Annotated in this window: 21 protein-coding genes; 2 read left to right on the top strand and 19 right to left on the bottom strand. The window is 69.0% G+C overall.

The window, feature by feature from the left end; translation table 11 throughout:
• Positions 1–224: 224 nt before the first annotated feature.
• On the bottom strand, positions 225–2,225 hold the full coding sequence (locus ACT53U_RS16540; protein ID WP_476156902.1) for a sigma-54-dependent Fis family transcriptional regulator: 2,001 nt from the start codon (positions 2,223–2,225) through the stop codon (positions 225–227).
• 325 nt (positions 2,226–2,550) lie between these two features.
• Here ACT53U_RS16540 and adh point away from each other — a divergent pair, with 325 nt between their 5' ends.
• Both adh and ACT53U_RS16530 read left to right on the top strand, forming a co-directional pair.
• Positions 2,551–4,071 (top strand): aldehyde dehydrogenase, encoded by a 1,521-nt coding sequence (gene adh / locus ACT53U_RS16535; RefSeq protein WP_476156901.1) that lies wholly within the window; start codon positions 2,551–2,553, stop codon positions 4,069–4,071.
• Between the two features lie 183 nt (positions 4,072–4,254).
• A complete protein-coding gene (locus ACT53U_RS16530; RefSeq protein WP_476156900.1) occupies positions 4,255–4,659 on the top strand; it encodes a DUF779 domain-containing protein in 405 nt (134 codons plus the stop codon).
• A gap of 59 nt (positions 4,660–4,718) precedes the next feature.
• Here ACT53U_RS16530 and ACT53U_RS16525 read toward each other — a convergent pair whose 3' ends face one another.
• The 18 genes from ACT53U_RS16525 to mdcB form a co-directional block, all read right to left on the bottom strand.
• The gene (locus ACT53U_RS16525; RefSeq protein ID WP_476156899.1) at positions 4,719–6,407 is read right to left on the bottom strand and encodes a methyl-accepting chemotaxis protein; all 1,689 of its coding nucleotides are present in this window, start codon (positions 6,405–6,407) and stop codon (positions 4,719–4,721) included.
• Positions 6,408–6,650: 243 nt separating this feature from the next.
• A complete protein-coding gene (gene madM, locus ACT53U_RS16520; RefSeq protein ID WP_476156898.1) occupies positions 6,651–7,415 on the bottom strand; it encodes a malonate transporter subunit MadM in 765 nt (254 codons plus the stop codon).
• Complete coding sequence (madL, locus tag ACT53U_RS16515; RefSeq protein ID WP_476156897.1) at positions 7,412–7,810, bottom strand: malonate transporter subunit MadL; 399 nt, start codon at positions 7,808–7,810, stop codon at positions 7,412–7,414. Before madL (ACT53U_RS16515) ends, madM (ACT53U_RS16520) begins: the two co-directional genes overlap by 4 nt.
• Positions 7,811–8,108: 298 nt before the next feature.
• Positions 8,109–8,684, bottom strand: coding sequence for a biotin transporter BioY (locus tag ACT53U_RS16510; protein WP_476156896.1), 576 nt, complete (start codon positions 8,682–8,684; stop codon positions 8,109–8,111).
• 2 nt (positions 8,685–8,686) lie between these two features.
• Positions 8,687–9,337: an energy-coupling factor transporter transmembrane component T family protein gene (locus tag ACT53U_RS16505; protein ID WP_476156895.1), complete on the bottom strand. Its 651-nt coding sequence runs from the start codon at positions 9,335–9,337 to the stop codon at positions 8,687–8,689.
• Positions 9,334–10,218, bottom strand: coding sequence for an energy-coupling factor ABC transporter ATP-binding protein (locus ACT53U_RS16500; RefSeq protein ID WP_476156894.1), 885 nt, complete (start codon positions 10,216–10,218; stop codon positions 9,334–9,336). The genes ACT53U_RS16505 and ACT53U_RS16500 overlap by 4 nt, the downstream gene beginning before the upstream one ends.
• Before the next feature lie 119 nt (positions 10,219–10,337).
• A complete protein-coding gene (gene madM, locus ACT53U_RS16495) occupies positions 10,338–11,105 on the bottom strand; it encodes a malonate transporter subunit MadM (protein ID WP_476156893.1) in 768 nt (255 codons plus the stop codon).
• A 10-nt stretch (positions 11,106–11,115) separates the two neighbouring features.
• Positions 11,116–11,514, bottom strand: a complete 399-nt coding sequence (gene madL / locus ACT53U_RS16490) for a malonate transporter subunit MadL (RefSeq protein WP_476156892.1) — start codon at positions 11,512–11,514, stop codon at positions 11,116–11,118.
• Positions 11,515–11,684: 170 nt separating this feature from the next.
• Positions 11,685–11,894, bottom strand: a complete 210-nt coding sequence (locus tag ACT53U_RS16485) for a biotin/lipoyl-containing protein (RefSeq protein WP_476156891.1) — start codon at positions 11,892–11,894, stop codon at positions 11,685–11,687.
• Between the two features lie 41 nt (positions 11,895–11,935).
• Positions 11,936–12,721: a malonate decarboxylase holo-[acyl-carrier-protein] synthase gene (mdcG, locus tag ACT53U_RS16480; protein WP_476156890.1), complete on the bottom strand. Its 786-nt coding sequence runs from the start codon at positions 12,719–12,721 to the stop codon at positions 11,936–11,938.
• Positions 12,718–13,806 (bottom strand): AMP-binding protein, encoded by a 1,089-nt coding sequence (locus ACT53U_RS16475; RefSeq protein ID WP_476156889.1) that lies wholly within the window; start codon positions 13,804–13,806, stop codon positions 12,718–12,720. Before ACT53U_RS16475 ends, mdcG begins: the two co-directional genes overlap by 4 nt.
• A gap of 76 nt (positions 13,807–13,882) precedes the next feature.
• Complete coding sequence (gene mdcE, locus ACT53U_RS16470; protein WP_476156888.1) at positions 13,883–14,764, bottom strand: biotin-independent malonate decarboxylase subunit gamma; 882 nt, start codon at positions 14,762–14,764, stop codon at positions 13,883–13,885.
• A gap of 16 nt (positions 14,765–14,780) precedes the next feature.
• Positions 14,781–15,737 (bottom strand): biotin-independent malonate decarboxylase subunit beta, encoded by a 957-nt coding sequence (locus ACT53U_RS16465; RefSeq protein WP_476156887.1) that lies wholly within the window; start codon positions 15,735–15,737, stop codon positions 14,781–14,783.
• Between the two features lie 16 nt (positions 15,738–15,753).
• Entirely contained in the window at positions 15,754–16,065 is a 312-nt protein-coding gene (mdcC, locus tag ACT53U_RS16460; protein ID WP_476138390.1) for a malonate decarboxylase acyl carrier protein, read from the bottom strand.
• Positions 16,066–16,077: 12 nt separating this feature from the next.
• On the bottom strand, positions 16,078–17,742 hold the full coding sequence (mdcA, locus tag ACT53U_RS16455; RefSeq protein WP_476156886.1) for a malonate decarboxylase subunit alpha: 1,665 nt from the start codon (positions 17,740–17,742) through the stop codon (positions 16,078–16,080).
• Positions 17,739–18,602: a biotin--[acetyl-CoA-carboxylase] ligase gene (locus ACT53U_RS16450; protein ID WP_476156885.1), complete on the bottom strand. Its 864-nt coding sequence runs from the start codon at positions 18,600–18,602 to the stop codon at positions 17,739–17,741. The genes mdcA and ACT53U_RS16450 overlap by 4 nt, the downstream gene beginning before the upstream one ends.
• Positions 18,603–18,628: 26 nt before the next feature.
• Complete coding sequence (gene madB, locus ACT53U_RS16445) at positions 18,629–19,843, bottom strand: Na+-transporting malonate decarboxylase, carboxybiotin decarboxylase subunit (protein ID WP_476156884.1); 1,215 nt, start codon at positions 19,841–19,843, stop codon at positions 18,629–18,631.
• 133 nt (positions 19,844–19,976) lie between these two features.
• Positions 19,977–20,951 carry a triphosphoribosyl-dephospho-CoA synthase MdcB gene (mdcB, locus tag ACT53U_RS16440; RefSeq protein WP_476156883.1) on the bottom strand — a complete coding sequence of 325 codons (975 nt, stop codon included), beginning with the start codon at positions 20,949–20,951 and terminating at the stop codon, positions 19,977–19,979.
• Between the last annotated feature and the right edge of the window lie 32 nt (positions 20,952–20,983).

Raw genomic sequence — 20,983 nt, 5'->3', positions numbered from 1 at the left:
GAAGGACCCCGTCGCGGCCACGGCCGCCGGGCAATCGGTGCGGACGAGAATCCGGCGACCGGCATTTTCGTCGACGCGCCTCCCTGCGGCCGACGATTCCTTATGTCGAATCTATCATAACGGCTGTCGGCTGGCCGACAGATACGCAGTCTCCCGGAGAAACCCGAGGCGATGCGCGGTGTTTCGGCGAAGGCCGAGCCCGTGGCGGGCCCGGTCCGGTGCCGTCACCGACCGTCGAAGAGCCGGCGGTAGAGGGTGGAGCGATGGACGCCGAGCCGCGCCGCGGCGCGGGTGACGTTGCCGCCGCAGTCCGCCAGCACGGCGCGCATCGCGGCGAGGGTGACGGCGTCGAGCCGTTCGTCGGTCCGCTCGGCCGCAGCCGCCCCGGCCGGCACCCGGATCGGGTCGCCGCCAGCGGGCGTCGCCGGAGCGGCGACGCTCCGCGGTCCGGCCCTGAGGTCGGCCGGCAGGGCGTCGACGGTCAATACCTCGCCGGGATCGGCGAGGATCGCCAGCGTCCGCAGCACCGTCGTCAGCTGCCGGAAGTTGCCCGGCCAGTCGTGGGCGGCGAGATGAGCGCGGAGTTCGGGCGAGAGCGTCGCGCCTTCCGTCGCCCCCCCGGTCGCAAGGGCCTGTTCGGCCCACAGCCGATCGATGGCCTGCGCCAGATCGGGCCGACCGCGCAGGGGCGGCAGCTCGACCGTGTACTGGGCGATGCGGAAATAGAGGTCCTGGCGGAAGGCCCGCGCCTCCACCGCCTCGGGCAGGCCCTTGTGGGTGGCGCAGATCAGCGCGAAGTCGACCGCGACCGGCCGCGTGCCGCCGAGCGGCGTCACCTCGCGCTCCTGCAGCGCGCGCAGGAGACGGGCCTGCAGCGGCAGCGCCATGTCGCCGATCTCGTCGAGAAACAGCGTGCCGCCGTCGGCCTCGCGCATCAGGCCCTTGGCCCCCTTGCGCCGCGCGCCCGTGAAGGCGCCCTCCTCGTAGCCGAAGAGTTCCGCCTCGATCAGCCCTTCCGGCAGCGCCGCGCAGTTGACCGCGACGAAGGGGCGCCCCGCCCGCCGCGAACCGTCGTGCAGCGCGCGGGCGAAGACCTCCTTGCCGGTGCCCGTCTCGCCCTGGACGAGGACGGGGACGTCGGCATCGATCAGCCGCGTCGCCCGGGCCAGCGCCCGGTCGCGCGCCGCGTCGGAGACGATGGCGGGCGCGGCCGGGCGCGGCGGCGCCGGGGGCGGAACGACGGCGGGCACGGCGGCGACCTCCACCCGTCCGGCACGCCAGCCGACCGAGGACGTCGGACCGCTGGCGTGCAGCCGGCCGAGGCAGGCCCGGCCGTCACGGGTGACGAGACGATCGACCGTGTCCGGGTTCGGGCAGCGCCCCTCGAAGAGGTCGCCCCAACGCCGCCCCGTCAGCGCCTCGCGGTCGCGTTCCAGCAGCGCCAGCGCGACCCGGTCGACCGCCACCAGCCGATCGTCGCGGAAGGCGAGGAGCCCCTCGCCTTCCATCCGCCCGCCGTCGCGGCGGATGCCGAGGACGCGGCTGCCCGCCGTCGCCTCGAGGAACAGCGTCCGCTCGATCGCCGCGACCGCGGCGCGGACGTCGACGGTGGCGCTCGAGGCCCGTCCCTCGGCACGACCGGAGAGATCGAGCACGCCCAGCGTCTCGCCATCGGGGCCGAAGATCGGCGCGGCGGTGCAGGTCAGCACGCGGTGGCTCTCGAAGAAGTGCTCGGCGCCGAAGACGGTGACGTCGCGCCGCTCTGCCAGCGCCGTGCCGATGGCGTTGGTGCCGGTCGACCCTTCCGACCAGACGACGCCGGGGGTGAGCGCCACCCGCTCGGCCCGGTCGGCGAAGCCGCCGTCGCCGTGGCGTTCGATCACCACGCCGTCGCCGTCGGCGAGAATGACGACGCCGTCGCCGCCCGCCACTTCGTGCAGACGCTGCATCGCGGTGAGCGCCGCCACCCGCAGCCGCTCGCTGCGGCCGCGACGTTCGCCGAAGTCGGCGCGGCCGAGCGGCTCGATCGTCGGGCGCATGTCCATGCGCAGGCCGAGCGCGGCGCAGCGCTGCCACGAGCGGCGGATCGGCGCCGGCACCAGATCGTCGGCGATCTCGCCCTCGAGCGCGAAGCGGCGACGGATCGCCGTCATCGAGCGCGTCGCAGAACGGGTCGGCAGAATGGTCGAGGGGCCCTCGCGGCGCAGCGGCGGCAGACTGGACATCGTTTCCTCCCGGCGACCGCGTCCGCGCCCCGAAGGGCCGTCCGCGTCGCTCTCCCTGTTCGGCGTCCGCCTGTTGCCGGCGGATCGCGACGGTCGCGTCCTGCGACGCTTCCCCGCGACGGTTTCGTCGCATCTTGCGACGGAGGTAATGCGCCTCGGACGTTGCGTCCAGATCGACATGACGAATCCCGTGCGAACCGATTCGACGCGCTTGTTGCGAGTCAGTCGCTTACCGCAGTGCACACTGTCGAAAGAACGAGACGCGCCGGCGGTTGGCACGGGACTGGCAGTCGTTTCCGCACCAGAACACTGGGAGGAAAACGAGATGAACCAACCCGCAACCACCGTCTCCACGCCCGTCACCCCGTTCCGCGCCCGCTACGAGAACTTCATCGGCGGCAAGTGGGTGGCCCCTGTCGACGGCCGCTACTTCGACAACATCTCGCCGATCAACGGCCGGAAGATCTGCGAAGTCGCCCGTTCGCAGGCCGCCGACATCGAGCTCGCGCTCGACGCCGCGCACGCCGCCAAGGACGGCTGGGGCAAGACCAACGTCGCCCAGCGCGCCTACATCCTGAACCGCATCGCCGATCGCATGGAGGAGAACCTCGCGACCCTGGCGCTGGCCGAGACCTGGGACAACGGCAAGCCGATCCGTGAGACGACCGCCGCCGACCTGCCGCTGGCGATCGATCACTTCCGCTACTTCGCCGGCTGCGTCCGCGCTCAGGAGGGCACGCTCTCCGAGATCGATCACGACACCATCGCCTATCACTTCCACGAGCCGCTCGGCGTGGTCGGTCAGATCATTCCGTGGAACTTCCCGATCCTGATGGCGGTGTGGAAGCTCGCCCCGGCGCTCGCCGCCGGCAACTGCGTCGTGCTGAAGCCGGCCGAGCAGACCCCGGCCTCGATCCTCGTGCTGATCGAGATGATCGCCGACCTGCTGCCCCCGGGCGTGCTCAACATCGTCAACGGCTTCGGCCTCGAGGCCGGCAAGCCGCTGGCGTCCTCGAACCGCATCGCCAAGATCGCCTTCACCGGCGAGACCTCGACCGGCCGTCTCATCATGCAGTACGCCTCGCAGAACCTGATCCCGGTGACGCTGGAGCTCGGCGGCAAGTCGCCGAACATCTTCTTCTCCGACGTCTGCGCCGAGGACGACGACTTCTTCGACAAGGCGATCGAGGGCTTCGTCATGTTCGCGCTGAACCAGGGCGAGGTCTGCACCTGCCCCTCGCGCGCGCTGATCCAGGAGAGCATCTACGACAAGTTCATGGAACGCGCGCTGAAGCGCGTGGCGGCGATCGTCCAGGGCAGCCCGCTCGATCCGCAGACCATGATCGGCGCGCAGGCCTCGTCGGAGCAGATGGAGAAGATCCTCTCCTATCTCGACATCGGCCGTCAGGAAGGCGCCGAATGCCTCATCGGCGGCGAGCGCAACCATCTCGGCGGCGATCTCGAGGGCGGCTTCTACGTCAAGCCGACCGTCTTCAAGGGCAACAACAAGATGCGCATCTTCCAGGAGGAGATCTTCGGACCGGTCGTGTCCGTGACCACCTTCAAGGACGAGGACGAGGCGCTGCACATCGCCAACGACACGCTCTACGGCCTCGGCTCGGGCGTGTGGAGCCGCGACGCCAACCGGCTCTATCGCTTCGGCCGCAACATCCAGGCCGGCCGCGTGTGGACCAACTGCTACCACGCCTACCCGGCCCATGCGGCCTTCGGCGGCTACAAGCAGTCCGGCATCGGTCGCGAGACCCACTCGATGATGCTCGACCACTATCAGCAGACCAAGAACCTGCTGGTCTCCTACAACCCGAAGAAGCTCGGCTTCTTCTGATCGACGACGCGAAGAAGCGCGGCTTCTTCCGATCGATCGACGAGCGGCGCGCCCGCGAGGCGCGTCGCCCCCTCCCCCGCGAGCCGACGGTCTCTCCCTCGTCTCTTCCCCCGTCGGTTCGCCGAAAGGCCGCGCCCGTTCCTCGCGGGCGCGGTTCCTTCGTCCGGCGACAAGGAGCGCGCGATGCCCGGAGAATCCTACGGCGCGGCGACGACGGGACCGAACGGCGCCCCCCTGCGGGTGACCGCGACGCCGCTCGCCCTCGCCTTTCTCGACGCCCTGATCGAACATCACGGACCGGTGCTGTTCCACCAGTCCGGCGGCTGCTGCGACGGTTCGACGCCGATGTGCTGGCCGCGCGGCGACTATCTCGTCGGCGACGGCGACGTGCTGATCGGCTCTCTCGGCGAGACGCCGTTCTACATGTCGCGCTCGCAGTTCGACTACTGGCGCCACACCCGGCTGATCATCGACGTGGTGCCCGGCATGGGCGGCATGTTCAGCCTCGACAACGGCACCGGCCGCCGCTTCCTCACCCGCTCGAGCCTGTTCGACGACGCCGAACTGGCGGCCCTGGCGCCGCTCTGACGGCGTCGAGCCGGCGACCCAGCGCCACGACCTGCGGCGCGAGGCGCGCCGGTCACGGTTCAGCCGTTGGAACGCACGTCCTCGAGGAACTGTTCGACGACGTTCCTGAGCGAGTCGGTCTCGCCGCGCAGGGCCTCGGCCGCATCGGCGAGGCTCTTCGACGTGTCGCGGGTCTGCGCCGCGGCCTCGCGGACACCGTCGATCGAGTGCGAGACCTCCGAAGTGCCGGTCGCCGCCTCCTGGGCGTTGCGGGCGATCTCGGCGGTGGCGTCGTTCTGCTGCTCGACGTCGGAGGCGATCTCCGAGGCGATCGAGCCGACCCGGCCGACCGTCTCCGAGATGGTGCGGATCACCTCGACGGTGCGGCGTGCCTCGCTCTGGACACCGTCGATCTGGGCGGCGATCTCCTCGGTCGCCCGCGCGGTCTGGCTGGCGAGCCCCTTCACCTCGGCCGCCACGACGGCGAAGCCCTTGCCGGCGTCACCGGCGCGCGCCGCCTCGATCGTGGCGTTGAGGGCGAGGAGATTGGTCTGCTCCGCGATGTCGGCGATCAGCTTCAGCACCTCGCCGATGCGGTCGGTCGCCATCTCGAGGCCGCCGATCTGCTCGCCCGCCGAGCGCGCCTGATCGTTCGCCGCATCGGAGAGACGCGAGAACTCGGTCACCCGCTCGCGGATCGCCGAGACCGAGGCGAAGAGCTCCTCGGTGGCGGCGGCGGCGGTCTGGACGTTGGCAGCGGCCTGTTCGGCGGCGGCAGCGGCGGTCGCCGAGCGCATGGTGGTCGTCTCGGCCGAGGCGGCGAGCGCCTGCGACGAGCCCTCGAGCGCGCCGATCGCGCCGTCGAGCGTCGTCAGCGTCCGCCCGACATGGCCGTCGAAGGCACGGGTGAGTTCGGTGATGCGCTCTGCCCGCTCCGCCTTCGCCGCCTCCTCGCGACGCTCGCGTTCGTGGGCGGCGGCGCGCTCGATGGCGTTGTCGCGGAAGACCGCGAGCGCGCGGGCCAGAGCGCCGACCTCGGTCCGCATCTCGGTGCCGTCGATGGTGATGGCGGTGTCGCCCTCAGACAGGCGCCCCATCTTGACGGTGATCTCGGCGACCGGGCGGACGATCGAGCGGCGGATGGCGAAGGCCAGCGCCGCCACCGCCAGCGACAGCACCAGGGCGAGGCCGAGCACCTGCCAACAACGCGCCATGAAGATCTCGTCGATGTCCTCGACATAGGCGCCGAGGCCGGCGAAGCCGCCGATCTCCGGCAGGTTCTGGATCACCGTCACCTTCGGCAGCACGGCGCCGCCGGCGCCCTTCTCGGCCGAATAGCGGGCGATGCCGGTACCGGCCGGCGACCGCGCGATCGACACGAAGAGGCGGACGAACTCGACGCCGTCGGGATCCTTCACCGCGATCCGGTTGACGCCGATGTTCTTCGGGTTGGCATGGACCAGCGTCGTGCCGGCATAGTCGTAGGCGAGGATGTAGTTGGCATCGCCCGCGGGACCGAAGCGCACCGCGCCGAGCGCCGCGACGAAGGCCTTGCGCCCCGCCTCGCTCTCCGCCCCGCCGGCCGCCTTCATGTCGGCGCGCGCGACCGAGATCGCCGCATCCATGACGTTGCGCAGCTCCTGCTGCCGGCCGGCATAGAGTTCCGAACGAAGCGTCCACAACCCGATGACCGCCGCCGCGAAGATGCCGAGGATGGTCAGGGCGACCATGAGGCTGAGACGCGTTCCGATGGAGAGTTTGAGCAGCATGATCGATCTCGTTCCCGTTCCCGCATCCATCTCGCGACGATGGATGACCGATCGATGATCCGACGACGGCGCCCGAGCCCGTGGACATGCGGGATCGAGCGAGCGCCGGATCGGCCAAGCGAGGGTGATCCCCCGACGACTCGCGGCGCGGGAACACCCGCGCCGCGCGTTCTTCTATTTTCTACAACCGACTTACGCTGAGGCATCGTCATGTCTCAGCGTCAGCCGGCCCCCCTGTCCCTCTCATCCGCCCGTGATCGCGCGGATGAAGAGATAGACCACCGACGGCCCGACCAGACAACCGAGCCCGGTGTAGAAGGTGGCGGTCATCGCCCCGTAGGGCACCAACCGTTCGTCGGTGGCGGCGAGCCCGCCGGCGACGCCGCTGGTGGTGCCCATCAACCCGCCGTAGGCCATTGCCGCCTTCGGGTTGTCGAGGCCGATCAGCGGTGCGATCAGCGGCGTGCCGACCATCACCAGCACAGCCTTGATCAGCCCCGCCGCGACCGAGAGCGCCACCACTTCCGAGGAGGCGCCGAGGGCCGTGCCGGTGACCGGACCGACGATGTAGGTCGCCGCGCCGCCACCGATCGTCGCCAGACTGACGGCGTCGGTGTAGCCGAAGGCCAGCGCGACCAACGCGCCGAAGGCGAAGGACAGGAAGACGCCCAGGAACAGCGACAGCACGCCCGTCACGCCCGCCCGCCGGATCTCGCGGACGTCGACGCCGAAGGCGGTCGAGACGATCGCGAAGTCGCGCAGCATCGACCCGCCGAGGATCGCCATGCCGGCGAAGAGCGGGATGTCGGCGAGCCCCTTGGTTCCGCCGGTGACCCGACCGCCCACCCACGCCAGCACGAGGCCGACGAGGATGGCGACCGCAGAGCCGTGCAGCCGCCCGCGGCTGAGGTGGCTGGAGGCGACGTAGGAGACCCACACCACCAGTCCGACCACAGCGAAGGCGAAGACCAGCCCGTTCGCCGCAATGGTGTCAGCGATGATCCTCATCGACCGGCCCCCTTGCGCTCGAGGCCGGGCAGCGGCGGTTCACGTCCGCCGATCCGGGCCAGGATCGGCACCAGCGACCAGCAGAGCGCGACGGTTCCCACCCCCGCGATCACAGCGATCGAACCGCCGGATACCGCCGCGACGACGTTCTGCAGCGTCGCCATCGCCACGACGATCGGAATGTACATGCCGCTCCAGAAGAGAACGCCCCCCTCGGTGAGCTTGGGCAGACGCCCGGTCCTGCGCATCCAGTCCGTCGCGAAGATCAGAAGCAACATCGCAAAGCCGACGCCTCCCACGTTCGACTTCACGCCGAGCAGCGCTCCCAGCCACTCGCCGAATGCGACGCCCACCAGGTGACACCCGGCGAGGATCGCAACCCCGTACACGATCATGCTCTTCCTCCCATTTTCCCCGCCGGAACGGCGAGAATTACGACAACAACCTCAAAATTTTGAGCAACTATTGATAGAAAGAACTGATATACCAGATAATACAGAGGCTAACCATTGCGGCCGTAAGTATGTTTACGACCCTCTCGAGCCTTGCCTGAGTCTCCGCGTGGTTTTTCTTCTCACTGACGTTGTCGACGAAATGCAGAAGCACGCGAATGACGGCTGCAACGAAGACCATCGCAAGCGAAATGCAGAAGATCGCCGTCATCGTCGCGCGCCATCCGAGTTCGCTCGAGGATCAGGTCCGGTCGAGCGTGATGAAGGTCTCGATCCGGAGGCAGACGAGTGCGGCGAGCGCCGCCTTCAGCACGTCACCCGGAACGAAGATCAGCGTACCGATGGTTGCCTTGGCGAGCCCCAGCCCTGCGGCGAAGGCGAGCCAGGCGACGCCGCAGAGGTGGACGACGAGGACACCGCCGACGAGGCAGGCGCCGAAATAGGCCGCTCCCCGCGAGACGGGGCTCGTCAGAGGTCGTGCCCTGCGGGCCAGAAGACCGATCGTCGGCGCCGCACCGAGCCAGCCGATCAGATAGCCGGCGGTCGGCCCGACCAGCACGGCGAGACCGCCGCGACCGCCGGCGAGCACGGGAAGCCCCATGGCCACCAGTCCGAGCACGACGGCGAGCGCCAAGGCGCCCTTGCGTGGACCGAGCATCAGGCCGGCCAGCATCACCCCCATCGACTGGAGCGTGATCGGAACCGGCAGGAGGCCGACGGGGATGGCGGGCGCGGCGCCGAGCGCCACGACGAAGCCGGCGCCGAGCGCGACGAAGGTCAGGTCGCGGATCCCGAGTGCGGATGACGACGATCGCATGGTCATGTCCTCGATTGGGGCGTCGGCAGGAAGCCGCCGGCCGTGGGACCGCGACGAAGGGGTGGGGCATGTTCGAGGCCGCGCAGTTCGACCGCCTCGGCGATCTCCTCGGCGCGCAGCAGGATGCGCAGGCCGAGCGGGATGGCGAGCGCCAGCACCGAACGATCGAGCCCGCGCAGCGCCTGCGCCTCGCGGATCTCGTCCATCTCCTCGCACATCAGCGGCACGAAGCGGACGGCGAGCATCAGCGTGAAGGCGCAGCGCCCTGCATCGACCAGACGCAGCTTCTCGAGCGGCATCAGGATGAGTTCGAAGGCGCCGCAGATCTCGTTCCAGCTCCACAGTCGGGTGATGATCTGCGCCGCCGAGACCAGCGTGGCGAAACGCAGGAAGACGGCGAGACCGCCGAGCCAGTCGCCGTCGACGGCACCGAAGGCGGCCATGGCGGCGACCATCAGCAGCGCGCCGCGGCTGGCGCGGAACGCCTGGACGGCCGAGCGATGGGCGACGGCGAGGCCGGCGAAGGCCACCGAGGCCGTGACGGCGAGCACCACCGGATCGGCGATCCAGGCGAGGGCGACGCCGAAGGCCATCAGCCCCGCCAGCGCGCCTGCGACCCTCACGCGGGTCGCCCGCGATCCGCCCGACCTCATTGGTGCCTCCCGCGATAGAAGCGCACCGCCTCGGCGGGCCGACCGTCGAAGACGACGCGGCCGTCGGAGACGACGAGGGCGCGATCGAAGGTCTCGACCAGATCGAGATCGTGGGTGACGACGATCGCCTGCTGCGGCAGCTCGGCGAGCACCCGGCAGAAGCGATTGCGGTTGGCGAGGTCGAGGCTCGACGTCGGCTCGTCGAAGAGCACGGTCAGCGGATCGCGCGCCAGCACGCCGGCCAGCGCCACCAGCTGCCGCTCGCCGCCGGACAGTTCGTGGATGCGGCGCTCGGCCAGATCCTCGATCTGGAGCCGCTGCAACGCGCCGCGCACCACCGCTTCGACGTCGCCCTCGAGGCCGGTCAGGCCGAAGGCGAGGTCCTCGTGGACGATCGGATAGACGATCTGGTTGTCGACGCTCTGGAAGAGATAGCCGGTGCGCGAGCGCACCTGCGCCGTCGCCCGGACGGGATCGAGCCCGTCGAGCGCGACGCAGCCCTCGGTCGGCGCGAGCAGGCCCACGACCAGCTTGAGCAGGCTCGACTTGCCCGAGCCGTTGAGGCCGAGGATACCGATGCGGTGCTCGGAGAGGACGCAGTCGACGTCCTCGAGCACCCGCCGTCCGCCACGGTCGAGGCAGAGATGGGAAAAGACGATCCGCTGGCCGACGTTCTCGATCGGCTGGGGCAACGCGCTCTCGATCGTCACCCCGTCGAAGGGGCGATCGGGCAGCGGCCGGACGCGGTGGAAGGCGACGTGACGGATCGAGCCGCCGCTCAGCAGTACCGATTGGCCGCCGGCATAGGCCGTGCGGCGGGCATCGTGGCCGATGCCGAGCAGCCGGCGCAGCCCCTGCGCGAGTTTGGACAGAGTGATCATGGCACGTCTCCGGGACGGTTCGGTCGATCGCGATCCGAGTGCGAACTCGCGGCGGTCGCCGACCGGCGTTCAGGAAGGAAGGGGCGGCCGACGGTCGCCCCTTCGTCTCGATCGGGGCCTCAGCCGAAGATCATCTTCATGATGAGGTAGCAGACCGACGGGCAGACCAGGCAACCGAAGCCGGTGTAGAAGGTCGCCGTCAGCGCGCCGTAGGGAACGAGGCGCGGATCGGTCGCCGCCAGGCCGGCGGCGGTGCCGGAGGTGGTGCCCATCAGGCCGCCGTAGACCATCGCGGCGGCCGGGTTGGTGAGACCGAACGGCTTGGCGAGGAAGGGCGTCATGATCATCACGGCGATCGACTTCACGACGCCGGCGGCGACGGAGAGCGCGATCACGGTCGACGAGGCACCGACCGCCGAACCGGTGACCGGGCCGACGATGAAGGTGACGGCGCCGGCGCCGATGGTGGTGAGCGAAGCGGTGTCGCGATAGCCGAAGGCATAGGCGACGGCGACGCCGACCACGAAGGCGAGCGCGGTGCCGATCACCAGGGCGAGAACGCCGGCGACACCGGCCTTCTTCAGCTCTTCGAGCTTCACGCCGTAGGCGGTCGACACGATGCAGAAGTCGCGCAGCATGGCGCCGCCCATCAGGGCGAAGCCGGCGAACATCGGGATGTCGGCGATGCCCTTCTTGCCACCGGTGGTGATGCCGCCGACGTAGGCGAGGATCAGACCGATGATGATCGCCACCGCCGAGCCGTGGATGCGGCCCTTGGTGATGTTCTTCGAGAAGGCGTAGCAGACCCAGGTGAGGACGCCGACCACCACGAAGGCGAAGACCAGCGGACGATCGCCGATCAGAGTGTTGAGAAACATGTTCTGCATGGCGCTCACCTCAAGCCTTGGCTTCTTCGGTCTCGTCGCCGAACGTCGAGGTCGCGGCGCCCGCCATGGCGGCGAGCGGACGGATCAGGACGAAGCAGACGACGACGGAGAGGATGCCGGCGATGAAGGCGATCCAGCCGCCCGACAGCGCCGCAGCGACGTTCTGGGTCGCGGCCATGGCGATGACGACCGGGATGTACATCGCGTTCCAGAACATGATGCCGTCTTCCGACGCGCGCGGGAGCCAGCCCTTCTTCTTCAGCCAGGGCGTCACGAAGACGAGGAGCAGCATGGCGAAGCCGACGCCGCCGATGTCACCCGTGATTCCGAGAAGCTTGCCGAGCCCCAGTCCGATGGATGTTCCGATGAACATGCAGAGGCCGAGGACCATTACACCGTAGATGACCATTGTATTTCCCCCTGACAGAGCGATCGCCCTTCACCCCGCATGGCCGGAGGAAGTCTCGGGATCGGTCATGCCGAACCTCGGTCTTCCGACGGATCTGCCTCGGGTCTCGCGACCGGTTGCCTGAAGCGTCCGAGGGCATCGACGACACCCCCGGACGGCATCGTTCGATTTCACTCGACGACCATGATGAGCGCGCCGGGCTTGACGCGGTCGCCGACCGCGACGGCGATCGACTTGACCGTGCCGTCGACCGGGCACACCAGCGGGTTCTTCATCTTCATCGCCTCGAGGACGGCCACGGCCGTGCCCTTGGCGACGGTGTCGCCGACGGCGACGTTGATGGCCTCGACCTTCGACGGCATCTTGGACTTGAGTTCCATTTGACTTCTCCTTGCAGGGTGGGGCCTTGCGCGCCCCGAGTTCACGGCACCGGAACGGCCGGAGGGAGCGTGTCGATCTCCCTCAGGATCCGGCGTCGTTCGACGAGCCGAACGCCGTCGATGCCGCGGCCGACGACCGCGGTGACGTTCGACAGAAGTTCTTCGAGCTTGACCCCGAGGGCCGCCGGCGTGGCGACCTCGACGTCGATGCGGCGCCCGCGGGTGCGGGCGAAGTCCGCCATGGCGGCCGCGAACCGTCCGAGGTCCGCACCGGAGCGCGCCGCCGCCACGACGTCGACGTCTGACTGCGCCTCCATGTAGGGAAGGCCGGTCAGCGCGGTCAGCGCCGCCGAACCGAAGAAGCCGACGGCGACGCCGACCGACCGGCCGGTCGCCACGAGATCGGCGAGCATCGCCGCCTCGGCAAAGGCGCCGGGCCGCACCGCCTCGGCGATCTGCCACGGCGTGAAGGCGCGGCCGACGCCCGAGGCCGGCACCGCGACGGCGCTGCGCACGCGGACGCCGCCGTCACGGAAGGGGAAGGAGACGCCGAGCTGCAGCCAGCCTTCCGGCAGCGCCGTCTTCGGCGCGCAGACGATCCCGGGGATCGCATGCGCCTGGAAGAACGCGCGGGCTTCCGCCACGACCTCGGTGCGGTCGTGCATCGGCAGGACGCCGGCGCCGAGCGCCTCGGCGACCAGGGCGCGATGGGTCGATGCGATCTCCACCATCACGTGGCGGGCACGCAGCGGGCTGTCGAGGCCGATCGGGGCGACGGTGCACGGATCGACCGCGCCGTCACGGACGGGGAGCAGGACCGTGTTCATCGTGTCTTCGTCCATGCCGGATCGGTCTTGGCGATCGACTGGACCTCGGCCTGGGCACGGACGAGGTCTTCGAAGGCGCGGGTGGCGACGGGGCCGCGGATCTCGATCGGCTCCGCCGCCGTGCCGATGCTCGGCACCAGGTGCAGCACCGTCTCGGGCGCGGAGGTCGTGAGATCGGGCGAGACCTTCACCACCCGGCTCTTGATGCGCAGGATGGTGCGGGCGGCCCGGTCGATCGTCTCGCGGCTGGCGGCCGTGGTCGCCACGACGATCACTTCGTATTCGGGATGGGTGCGCCGGCGCCGATAGGTGACGACCCGGCCCTCGGGCGAGCAGACGTGACCGGTCTCCGAGATCGGGAAACTGTCGCCGGTCGGCAGGCCGCCGACCACCAACTCCGACCATCCCTCGCCGACCGGCGACGGCACGAGGCCGACGTCGTCGCGCAGGGGATGGCCGTCGAGGGTGAGCCAGCCGAATTCCTGACAGCCGTAGAGGTCGTGGACGGGCCAGCCGTAGGTCTCGACCCGGGTCAGGAGTTCGAGGTCCAACGGCGTGCCCGCCACGACGATGCGGCAGGCGTCGGGGAAGTCGTCGCGCAGGCCGAGGGTCTCGGCCTCCGCGATGCAGGCGCGCACGAACGAGGATTCGCCCAGCACGACGGCCGGCTTCTCCTCGCAGAAGGCGGTGATGAAGGCCCCGCGGCTCGAGCGCTCCAGGAAAAACCACTCGATGCCGTAGCGATCCAACGCCTCACGGGAAAAGACGTTGATCAGCGGCGGATAGGTGACGAGCATCCGGTCGCCCGGCTTCGCACCGATCGCCTCCATCACCCGACGGGTCGCCTCGCAGCGCGCCTCGATCTCGGCATGCGTGACGCCGACGATGTTCTGGAACGCGGAAGATCCCGTCGTGAACGTGAGATAGGCGAGATTGAAGGGGGTGTGGACCTCCTCCACGACATGGGCGGCGGTCGGGCCGGCGATTCCCTTGTCCGCCAGCGAACGCCGCGGCATTTCCGCGAAGTTCGGGACGGTCGAAAACAGGTCCGCGACGGCGGCATAGGCTTTCAGGGCTTCGGACACGACTGATCCCCATCGTTCTCGTGGGTGTGACCGCGGGCGGGACCGGGGCGCAGGGTGCGTCCCGGTCCGCCTGCGATCAGGCGGCGTCGGGACGGAACTGCTGCTCGACGGCGGCGAAGCCGGCACGCAGCTTCTCCTGGACGGCCGGGCGCACGACGCGACCGCCGCGTTCGGCACCGAGCTCACCGCGGCCGCGCGGACCGGTCGCCTTGCCGGCGGCACGGGTCGCGCGGATCTCGGCGATGCGGGCGGCGATCGCCGGGCGCATCGCGTCGATCGAGGGAACGAGTTCCTCGACGCCGCCGAGCTTGTGGAAGAAGGCGGGACCCGCCGCGAACACCGGGTTCGTCTTGGCCAGGACCTCGAGCAGCTCGACGTCCTTCTTGATGATCCGCGACACCGAGGTGATCGGCATGACGTGGATCATCGTGCCGAACTCGGACGGCAGCGACAGGATGCGGTCGGCCTGCAGACCGTGGCAGAGGAAGGCGCCGGAGATGGCACGCCCCACCACCATGGCGACGATCGGATGACCGGCGAGCCGGGCCTCCGCCAGCGCCAGCTGATAGGCGCCGGTCGCCTTGTTCATGCCGAAGATCTCCTCGACCTTGCCCGGACCGTTGCCGGGGGTGTCGACGATCAGCACGATCGGGCGCTTCTCCGCCGCGGTCTTCTCGGCATCGGCGGCGAGGGTCGCATAGACGGCCTGGGCCATCTTGTAGCCTTCCTCGAGCCCGATCACGCCGGAGTAGACGACGGGGAACTTCTCGTTGAAGGCCTCGGCGTCGGAGGCGATGACCGTCACGGTCTGACCTTCGAGCGTCGCGGTGCCGACCACCGCGCCGGGGCCGAAGTCGGCATCGGCGAAGGTGCGGGCGCCGACCGTGCCCTCGGTGAAGGAGCCGGCGTCGATGATCAGGTCGATCGCGGCCCGACCCTGTCCCAGTAGAGTTTCCATGACTAGCGTCTCCCGGTCAGAGTTCGAGGCGACGGACGGACTTGCGGAAGTCCGAGATCGGACCGTCGGCGAGACCGACGGGGTCGTTGTTGCCGGCATGGCGCCAGACGTCGCGGGCGTCGGTCGGGGCGATCTCGACCGCCAGCGCCACACCGCGCAGCTGCTTCTCGACGAGTTCCGGCGAGCCGATGCGACGCATCGGTTCGAAGGCCTCGATCGGCAGGGCGCAGAGTTCGGCGAGCTGAGCGCGGAAGGCGGCGACGTTGTCGTCGACCAGGAAGTTGGCGTCGCCCATCACGTACTTGTGGCGGCCACCGGTGGTGCGATAGACGAGCGCGCGGTTGGAGGCGTCGAACTCGTCCTTGCCCATCTCCTGCTCGATCACTTCCGGTCCGGTGAGACCGAGGCGACCGAACTCGCTCATCACGATGCAGTCGGTGGCGGCGGCGACGAAGCCCATGCCGCCGAAGCAGCCGATGCGCGAGCCGATGAGGGCGACGACCGGCACCTTGTGACGGGCGCGCTGGATGGCATCCATCACCTCGGCATGGGCGAGCAGGCCGGCATTGGCCTCGTGCAGACGCACGCCGCCGGTCTCGAAGGAGATCGCCACGAGCGGCAGCTGCGACGCCGGCAGGTTCGGGAACTCGGCCACGAGGCGATCACGGAAGTCGATCGCCATGTCGATGATGCCGACCATCTTGGCACCACCGACCTCGCCGACCGAACCGCCGATGAAGCGGCCTTCCTGCGAGATCACGAAGACCGGGCGCTTGCCGATCCGGCCGACACCGGTGACGATGCCGTCGTCGTTCTCCACCGCCTCGCCGAGCGCGACGAGATGCGGGCTGACGAGACGGTCGAAGGGACCGCCCAGTTCGACGAAGCTGCCCTCGTCGACCACGCCGACCGCACGCTCGCGCGCGCTGCACTCCAGGAAGCTGTTCGTCTGTAGTTTCGTCCAGTTGGGCATTCTCGGAACTCCCGGCTCAGGCCTGAACGTCGGTGAGCGCCTGGCGCAGACGCAGGGCGACGACGGCGGGCGACGCGTTGTTGTCGTTGATCTCGATCGACGCGGCAGTGAGGCCGGTCTCGGTCACGAAATGCTCGACCACGCGCTTCCACAGGCCGTCGAAGCCCTTGACCGGCGTGACGATGCGGACGGCGACGGCACCCGCGCCCGGCTTCGGCTCGAGCAGGACCTCGAGGTCGCCGGACCCGACGACGCCGTTGTGGGCGCGGCCGGCCAGGGGGGCGGTCGCCGGCCCCGTGACGGTGAATTCAATCGTCTCGAGAGACATGAGGAACTCCAATCACCAGTTGCGGAAGCGGGTCGGCGGGTTGTAGAGACCGCCCGAGATGTCGACGAGGTCGCGCATCGAGCGCGCCGCGAGCAGGTCGCGGTTGGCACGGCTGCGGTCGATGCCGAGGTCTTCCGGGGTCAGGAAGATGCGCGCCTCGCGCAGACGCTTGGTCTCCGCCGGATCGGCCTTGAGACCGACCTCGGTGTAGCCGGCGACGGCACGGATCGCGGCCATGCGGGCCGCCATGTCGGGAGCGCGGTTGAGGTAGGCGATGCCTTCCTCGGTCACGACGTGGGTGACGTCGTCGCCGTAGATCATCACCGGCGGCAGTTCGAGGCCGGCGTTCTCGGCGAGCTTCCAGGCGTCGAGCTTCTCCACGAAGGTCGGCGCACGGGCTTCACCGAAGGTCTCGGCACCCTGCACCACCAGACGCTTGCCGCGCGGCATGTCGCCGATCTGGTCGGCCATGTGCGGCACTTCCTGGCCGCACTTCAGCCAGCTCTCGGTGACGTGACGACGGCCCTTGGCGTCGCAACCCATGTTCGGCGCACCACCGAAGCCGGCGACGCGGTTGGCGGTCGCGGTCGACGAGTTGCCCCACGGATCGATCTGCAGCGTGCCGCCGATGAACATGTCGAGGGCGTAGTGACCGGCCGTCTGGGCGAAGGCGCGGTTGGAGCGCAGCGAACCGTCCGGTCCGGTGAAGAAGATGTCGGAGCGCGCCTTGACGTACTCTTCCATGCCCAGCTCGCCGCCGAAGCAATGGATCGTGTCGACCCAGCCCGCCTCGATCGCCGGGATCATGGTCGGGTGCGGGTTCAGCACCATGTGGGTGCAGACCTCGCCCTTGAGCCCGAGTTCCTCGCCGTAGGTCGGCAGGATCAGCTCGATCGCCGAGGTGAGGAAGCCGATGCCGTGGTTGATCCGCTTGACCTTGTACTCGGCGTAGATGCCCTTCAGCGCCAGCATGGCGAGGAGGACGTGGTTGTCGGTGACGAGGCCCGGGTCACGGGTGAACAGCGGTTCGATGAAGAACGGCTTGGGGCTCTCGACCACGGCGTCGACCCAGTCGGCCGGGATGTCGATGCGCGGCAGCTTGTCGACGATCTTGTTCACCTGGGCGATGACGATGCCCTGGCGGAACTTGGTCGCCTCGACGATGACCGGCGTGTCCTCGGTGTTGAAGCCGGTGTAGAGGTTGCCCTCACGGTCGGCCTCGTAGGCGCAGATCAGCGACACCCGCGGCGTCAGGTCGAGGAAGTAGCGACCGAACAGCTCGAGGTAGGTGTGGATCGCGCCGAGCTGGAGCTTGCCCTCGGAGATGAACTTGGCGACGCGGCCGGCCTGCGGGCCGCCGAAGGCGAAGTCGAGCTTCTTGGCGATGCCCTTCTCGAACATGTCGAGATGCGAGGGCAGCGGCACGCAGGACTGCACCATGTGGAGGTCGTGGATCTCCGCCGGATCGACCTTGTTCAGGCAGTCGGCGAGGAAGTCGGCCTGCTTCTGGTTGTTGCCTTCGATGTTGACGCGATCGCCCGAGCGGATGACCGCCTTGAGCAGAGCGACCGTGTCCTCGGCCTTGACCCGCTTGCCCGGCCCGATATAGGCGGCCGCGGCCTGCATGCGCTGGCGGGTGTCGGCCTCGAGCGTATCCCACCGTCTTTCGATCTTCATGAGAGAACCCCCATGTGGGTCTTTGAGAATTGCGAGGGTCGGCGGTCGGCGGCCGGAGCCGTGACGATCTCGCCGGAATGGACGTCGCGGAGAGCACCGTCGGGCCCCCGGACGCGCAGTGCTCCGTCCTCGGCCAGGCCGATCAGACGCGCACGGGTTTCCTGGTCGTCCTCGGCCAGTCGGACGATGTGTCCGACGTCGAGCGCGTGTTCGGTCCAGGTCGCGGCGAAGGCCGCCAGACCGGAACGGCGCCAGAGTTCGAACCAGCGATCGAACACCTCGAGAAAGACGCCGATCAGGTGGTCCCGGGTGACGGGACGCCCCGGCAGCGCGGCGAGAGAGGTCGCCGTCGACTGCAGCTGCGTCGGAAACTCGCTGGGTCGGATCGAGAGATTGAGACCGAGGCCGACGACGGCGAAGGCGAGTTCGCCTTCCTCGTCGCAGGCGGCCTCGGCGAGGATGCCGCAGATCTTGCGGCTGCCGACCAGAAGGTCGTTCGGCCACTTGATCTTCGCCTCCACGCCGGTGGCGAGCGCGATGGCTTCACGCATCGCCACCCCGGCGAGGAGAGTGAGCTGGGCGGTCTCGGCGAGCGGACGGCCGGTCTCGACCAGGACGGAGAGACAGAGGCTGCCGTCCTTCGTCGAGAACCACGACCGATCGCCCTTGCCGGAGCCGGCGGTCTGATCGCCGGCGACGAGCACGGTGCCGTGCCCGGCGCCCTCCCACCCCATCTCGACGAGACGGCGGTTGGAGCTTTCGACCGACGCGATCTCGAAGACACGGCTTCCGATGCCCCGAGCCTTTTCGAGGCCTTCCAGACGGTCGACGCGGGCGACGATGTCGAGGGGGTTGATCATGACCGGGTCTCCGGGTTCGCGAGCCGTCAGTGCACGGCGACCAGTCCGATGGTCGAGGCGAAGATGCCGACGGCGATCGCCGAGACGATCAGGCCGCAGATGTTGGCACCCATGGCGACGGGGAGGATCATCGCGTAGGGGTTGTCTTCGGCCGCGATCTTCTGGGCGAGCTTGGCGGTGGTGGGCACGCAGGACACACCGGCGATGCCGACCAGCGGATTGAAGCTCTTGCGGCTGACCAGGTAGACGATCCAGCCGCCGAGCAGGCCGCCGAGACCGGAGATCAGCAGCGCGGTGATGCCGAGGACGAGCAGGATGACGACGCGGCTGTCGAGCAGGGTGGAGGCTTCGCAGAGAACGCCGAGCACCAGACCGAGCATCAGGGTCGAGGAGTAGGTGATCGTCTTCTCGAGCAGCTCCTGATAGGCCTCGATCTCGGCTTCCTTGATCGCGACGCCCAGGAAGAACGACAGGATCAGCGGAGCGGCGACCGGGAGCAGCAGGCAGAGCAGGCCGGCCGACACGATGGTGAAGATGAACTTCGACTTCTGCGAGACCTCGGGGAAGTCCATGTCGCATTCGAGCGCACGATACTTCGCCGGCACGAACAGCTTCATCAGGTAGGGATAGCCGGCGTAGGTCAGCGACAGATAGAGATAGGCGATGATCGAGATCGGAACGAAGAGTTCCTTGGCCATCATCAGCGAGGCGAACAGCACCATCGGGCCGTCGGCGCCGCCGATCGAGCCGACCGCGGCCGCTTCACCGGGAGTCAGGCCGAACCAGTAGCCGATCACCAGCGTGGCGAAGGTGCCCATCTCGGCGAAGATCGCGCAGGTCATCGCCGCCCACGGACGGGCGAGGATGAAGCTGATGTCGGCCATCGAACCGATGCCGAAGAACAGCATGCAGGCGACCAGCGAATTCGAGAAGGCGAAGTTGTAGATCGGCTGCAGGAAGTAGATCTGCATGTCGTTCACGAGCTGCAGCGGATCCGAGATCATCGGATCGAGCATCAGCGTGCCGATCTTCTGCGCCTGCAGGAACATGACGCCGGCGTTGACGCACATCATCGCGATGCCCATCGGCACCATGATCAGCGGCTCGAGCGTCCGCTTGAAGCCCATCACGGCCAGGAAGAAGCCGAAGCCGATCAGCGCGAGGCGGGCGATGGCGATCGTCGGCTCCTGGACGAAGAGCGTGCCGATGCCGGGGAAGATGGTGAAGAGTTGTGCGAGCATGGGTGGATCTCCTTATCCGCTCACTCGGCGCCCGAGCCGGCCATGGCCTTGTTGAGAAGGACGATCACACCGATGACGGCGTAGGAGATCACCGCGGTGATTCCGTAGGCCATCAACGCGTAGACGACGACGTTCATGGTTTTTCTCCCGAATGGGTGTCGGTCTGGGTGAGGTGTTCGAAACGGGTCGTCGCCGAGAGCGGGAAGTCGCCATGCTCGAGGACGGAGAGGGCGACGGTGACCGCGAGGAGGTCGGCGCCGCCGCCGGGGCTGAGCCGGCGCTCGACGCAGGCCTCCCCGAAGCGGTGCAGGGCGGCGAGACCGGCGTCGGTCATCGCCCCGCCGAGGGCGCGCACCGCGGCCGCGCCGGTCCGCACGAAGGCGAGGCCGGGCAGCCCGCCGCGCCAGGCGACGGTGGTGTCCTCCGCTTCCGCCACGATGGCGACGAGGGCGTGGAGCAGCGCACGATTGAGCGAGGCGCCGGCGGCGAGGGCTTCGCGCAGCGCCGGCAGGCCGTGGCCGCGGACGGTCGGGAAGCCTTCCTCGACCTCGCCGCGGATGCCGCGCAGGCCGTGCTGCGCATAGAGGATCTCGCCGGCGGTCACCGGTTCGCGCCGGCGGGCGACGAGCTCGCGCTCGACGAGGCCGGCGGTCACGTCGGCGACCGCGGCCGAGATCGCCTCGGTCGAATGGGGGCGCCGGCCGTCTTTCGACACGCCGGCGGCAGCCGCGGTGACGCCCAGGGCGAAGAGCGCACCACGCTGCGTATTGACGCCGTTGGAAGCGGCGAGAAGGTGCCGGTCGTAGGTGCGACCGACGGAACGGATGCGCGGCAGCACCTCGTCCGGGGAACCGGCGAGGTCGAGCCCGATCTGGGCGCAGCGCGAGAAACAGGGAGCGATGGCCGCCGACGTCAGCATGAACGTCTGGAAGTCCATGTCGGCATGCGAGCCCATCGAGCGCGGCGTCACGAGGCCGGGCTTGGGATCGGCCGAAACCTCGAGCAGGATGCCGGTCAGGCACGCCGAACCGATCGCCCAGGCGTCATCGGAGACGCTTGCGGCGGTCTGCGGCAGAGACTCGAGATCGGAGAGGCGCGACAGGTCCATGACGGCGATCCGACCTGCTCGTCAGCCAAAGC

This window comes from Pinisolibacter sp. DMC19 (genome assembly GCF_056313985.1).
The sequence above is the reverse complement of the archived record's forward strand: the minus strand, read 5'-3'. Positions and strand labels throughout refer to the sequence as shown.